The sequence below is a fragment of the Burkholderia sp. 3C genome, assembly GCF_054589155.1.
Genome location: NZ_BAAILN010000069.1, coordinates 53,864 through 57,295 on the forward strand (window position 1 = coordinate 53,864; position 3,432 = coordinate 57,295).

Consider the following 3,432-nt stretch of genomic DNA (forward strand, 5'->3'; position numbering starts at 1 on the left):
TCAGATCGGGCAGCAGGCTGTGCGTCGCCGTGATCGCCAGATCGTGAATCATCGCCGCGCGCGGCAGGTCGATCGGCTGATCGACGCGCGTCGCGCCGTCCGGGGCGGCCACCTGATAGCGCAGAAAGGGCGGCGCCCAATGCGCGCGGAATCCGATCAATTCGCCCGTGCGCGGATCGTGCTTCGGATGCGCGTTGGTGCCGTCGATAAACGCCGGGTGGCGGCGCGGGCCGCCGAGCGTGTCGAGCGTCGGCCCGATTTCGAGTGGAATGCCGCCTTCGGCCAGTGCCAGCGTGACGCCCGCATGGTGGATCAGGTTGACGTTCGGATTGGTGTCGAACGCCTCGGCGGCGCGTTCGGGCGCGTTGCGTTCGGCCCAGCGGCGGGTGCGCAGCCAGCGGTTGCGGTAGCCGGTGGCGCGGCCGTTCGCGAAGCCGACCGAATGCAGCATCGCCGCCTCCGGCCACCACGACAGCAGGTCCTGGCCGGCGAAGCGGCCGTCGAGCGGGTTCGGGCCGTTGCGTACCAGCCGGCCGTTCAGGTCGGGCGGGATCGTGCCGGTCACGCGCAGCTCGGCGAGATCGGATTCGTGGGAAACCGGCGCGAGCGCGCCGGCGTTGAGATCGAACGGGGAGGGCATCGGGCAGGTTCCATGGGCCGCTCGGGCGGCGAAGGATCTTATTTATATCCGGGTGTAAATTAACTGTCAATATTGTCCGGGTATAAATAACGAATCGATGCGTGCGCGCCGCTGTCGCATCCGGCGCGGCGCTGACGGATAATTCGCGCTCACCCTGCCTTGTTCGTTATCCCTGTTCTCTGCGGAGATTCCACCTTCATGAGTTCGTCGCTGCCGCTTGCCGCGTTGCATACCTTCGTCGAGGTGGTGCGCGCGGGCAGCATGAAGCAGGCCGCCGAGGCGCTGTGCGTGTCGCCGGGCGCGGTCAGCCAGCAGATCCGCAACCTGGAGGAGCGGCTGGCGATGCCGCTGTTCGTGCGCGGCGCGCGTGAGCTGACGCCGACCGATGCCGCGCGTGCTTTCTACGCGCGCATCGCGCCGCAGTTTCTCGAGATTGGCGGCGCGTGGGATGCGCTGCGCGGCGAACCGGGCCGCGGCGCGCGCCTGAACGTGACCACCACCGCGTCGTTCGCCGGCAACTGGCTGATTCCGCGCCTGGCCGCGTTCCAGGCCGCGTACCCCGAACTCGACATCGAGATCGACAGCGGCGCGGCGCTGGTGGATTTGCGGCGCGGCCATGCCGACGTCGCGATCCGCCATGGCCTGGGCGACTACCCCGGCCATGCGGTCTGGCCATTGTGGGCGCCCGAGCTGTGGCCGGTGTGCAGCCCGGCGCTGCTCGACCTGTCGCGCCCGGTGCACGAGCCGGCCGATTGCCTTGCGTATCCGCTGTTGCAGGACGCCGACCGCGCCGACTGGACCTTGTGGCTGCGCGCGTTCGGCACCGAGGATGCGCGCGCCTCGCGTGGCACGCGCTACAGCGACGACACGCTGCTGATTCGCGCCGCGCTGGCCGGGCAGGGGATCGCGCTGGTGCGCGACGTGTATGCGCGCGACGACGTGGCCGCCGGGCGGCTCGTGCGCGTGATCGAGCGGCCGTGGCCGACGCGCTTTGCCTATTACGCCGTGTGCGATGTGGCGCGACGCGACGAATGGAAGATCGTCGCGTTTCGCGAGTGGCTCCAGCAGGTCAGCGAGCCGGCGGGCGAGCCATCCAACCGAATGCCTTGAAGGAAGCCTTACATCATGTCCGAACGTTTCAATATCCCCATCGTCCTGAGCCGTGCGCTGAACCACGAGGAGCGCGTGGCGCTCGCGTTCGCCGTGCGCGACACCTATCTGCCGCTGTTCGGCGAATTCAAGGAAGCGAGCCTGTTCAGCTACGAGACGGAAGAATGGGAAAGCCTGGCCTGGCCTGAAGGCGAGGCGCTGTTGCAGGACCTGGAGCCCGAGCACGAACTGCTGTTCCTGTACGGCGAATGGCTCGGCGAATCGGCCGGCGCGCGCAGTTGCGTGGGCATCGAGGAGAGCGAGTCGGGCAGCCGGATCACGCTGTCGTTCCCGTTGCCGACCGATACGCCGGATGCGCAACTGGAGGCGCATGTGCTGCGTGCGCGCGATCTGGCGGCGCGTTACGCCAGCGCGTTCGTGGTGGCGGGCGGGTGGGAGCTGGAGTGCGAATCCGAGGACGGCATCTCGGATGTCGTGCGCGATTGCTTCTCCAAGAACTCCCTGTGTTCATGGCTGGCCGCGCCGGCGCTGTTGCTGCCGAAGCTGCCGTCGGATTTCGTCAAGGTTGCGGAGGCCGAGCGGGTGGTGCTGGTGCGGCGCGCGTGAGGCGGATGCAAACGCGAGCGTGAGATTCAGCGCCGCGAGGCCAGCGGCAGCCGGCCGCCGAGCTTGCCCGAGGCCAGCGCCGTGCCGAGCAGGATCACCGCGCAGCCGGCCACGGCTTGCGCCGTGATCGCCTCGCGCAGGAAGATCGCGCCCCACACCAGGCCGAACACCGGAATCAGGAACGTGACCGACGCCGCGTATTGCGCGCCGGCATCCTGAATCAGCCGGAAATACAGCAGATACGCGAGCGCCGTGCACACCGTGCCAAGCAGCGCGACCGACAGCCAGTCGAGCGGCGCGAGCGGCCCGGCCGGCCACAACGGGATGGCCGCCGGCACCAGCACCACGGCCGCGAACACCTGGCTGCCGAACGCCGACACGAACGGCCGGACCTGCGCGAGCGTGCGCTTCGAGTAATTGCCGGCGAAGCCGTACGACAGCGTGGCGAGCAGCGCGGCGGCCACCGCCGGCAGCGTGCCGCCGTTGCCGAGCTCACCGCCCGCGAGGATCAGCACGCCCACGAAGCCGAGCGCGAGGCCCGCCACCTGCTGGCGCTTCATCGGCGCGCGCAGCCAGACGAACGCGACGATCGCCGTCCACAGCGGCGTGGTGGCGTTGAGGATCGAATCGACGCCGGCCGTCAGCGACAGCGCCGCGAACGTCAGCAGGCAGAACGGCAGCGCGGAGTTCATCACGCCCACCACCGCGAGCGGCCGCCAGTGCGTGCGGAATTCGCGGCGCGCGCCCGCATCGCGCAATACCGGCGCGAGCAGCACGGCCGCGATCGCCACCCGCAGCGCGATCAGCGGCACCACGCCGAAATGCGGCGCACCCATCCGCATGAACAGGAACGAGGCGCCCCAGATGGCGGCCAGCGTCACGAGCCGGATCGTATTCATCGTTGTGGTTCTCCGCGATGCTTCGTCATGCAGATGGTTATCGATGACACGATTGGACGCGAACGCGCGGGGGGCGGCAAACGAGTTTGACTGACGTACGGTTCAGGAAATCTGATTTGACAGGGGGCGCGCCACAGTCAAAACGGCCGCCGTTCGCGCAGCGGAGCGCGAAGCGGC

Annotated in this window: 4 protein-coding genes; 2 read left to right on the forward strand and 2 right to left on the reverse strand. The window is 68.8% G+C overall.

Annotated features, from left to right (window positions below; all coding sequences use genetic code 11):
* Positions 1-640: carotenoid oxygenase family protein (locus ACYP33_RS12680; RefSeq protein ID WP_459622065.1), on the reverse strand; the 640-nt coding region annotated here is incomplete at its 3' end.
* Positions 641-838: 198 nt separating this feature from the next.
* Here ACYP33_RS12680 and ACYP33_RS12685 point away from each other — a divergent pair.
* Both ACYP33_RS12685 and ACYP33_RS12690 read left to right on the forward strand, forming a co-directional pair.
* Positions 839-1,750, forward strand: a complete 912-nt coding sequence (locus tag ACYP33_RS12685) for a LysR substrate-binding domain-containing protein (protein ID WP_459622067.1) — start codon at positions 839-841, stop codon at positions 1,748-1,750.
* A 15-nt stretch (positions 1,751-1,765) separates the two neighbouring features.
* Positions 1,766-2,356 carry a hypothetical protein gene (locus tag ACYP33_RS12690; RefSeq protein WP_414439581.1) on the forward strand — a complete coding sequence of 197 codons (591 nt, stop codon included), beginning with the start codon at positions 1,766-1,768 and terminating at the stop codon, positions 2,354-2,356.
* A gap of 26 nt (positions 2,357-2,382) precedes the next feature.
* Here ACYP33_RS12690 and ACYP33_RS12695 read toward each other — a convergent pair whose 3' ends face one another.
* Complete coding sequence (locus tag ACYP33_RS12695) at positions 2,383-3,255, reverse strand: DMT family transporter (protein ID WP_459622069.1); 873 nt, start codon at positions 3,253-3,255, stop codon at positions 2,383-2,385.
* Between the last annotated feature and the right edge of the window lie 177 nt (positions 3,256-3,432).

Excerpts from the sequence above, each read along its gene's own strand:
- ACYP33_RS12695 (WP_459622069.1), bottom strand. The coding sequence starts at position 3,255 with ATGAATACGATCCGGCTCGTGACGCTGGCCGCCATCTGGGGCGCCTCG.
- ACYP33_RS12690 (WP_414439581.1), top strand. The coding sequence starts at position 1,766 with ATGTCCGAACGTTTCAATATCCCCATCGTCCTGAGCCGTGCGCTGAAC.
- ACYP33_RS12685 (WP_459622067.1), top strand. The coding sequence starts at position 839 with ATGAGTTCGTCGCTGCCGCTTGCCGCGTTGCATACCTTCGTCGAGGTG.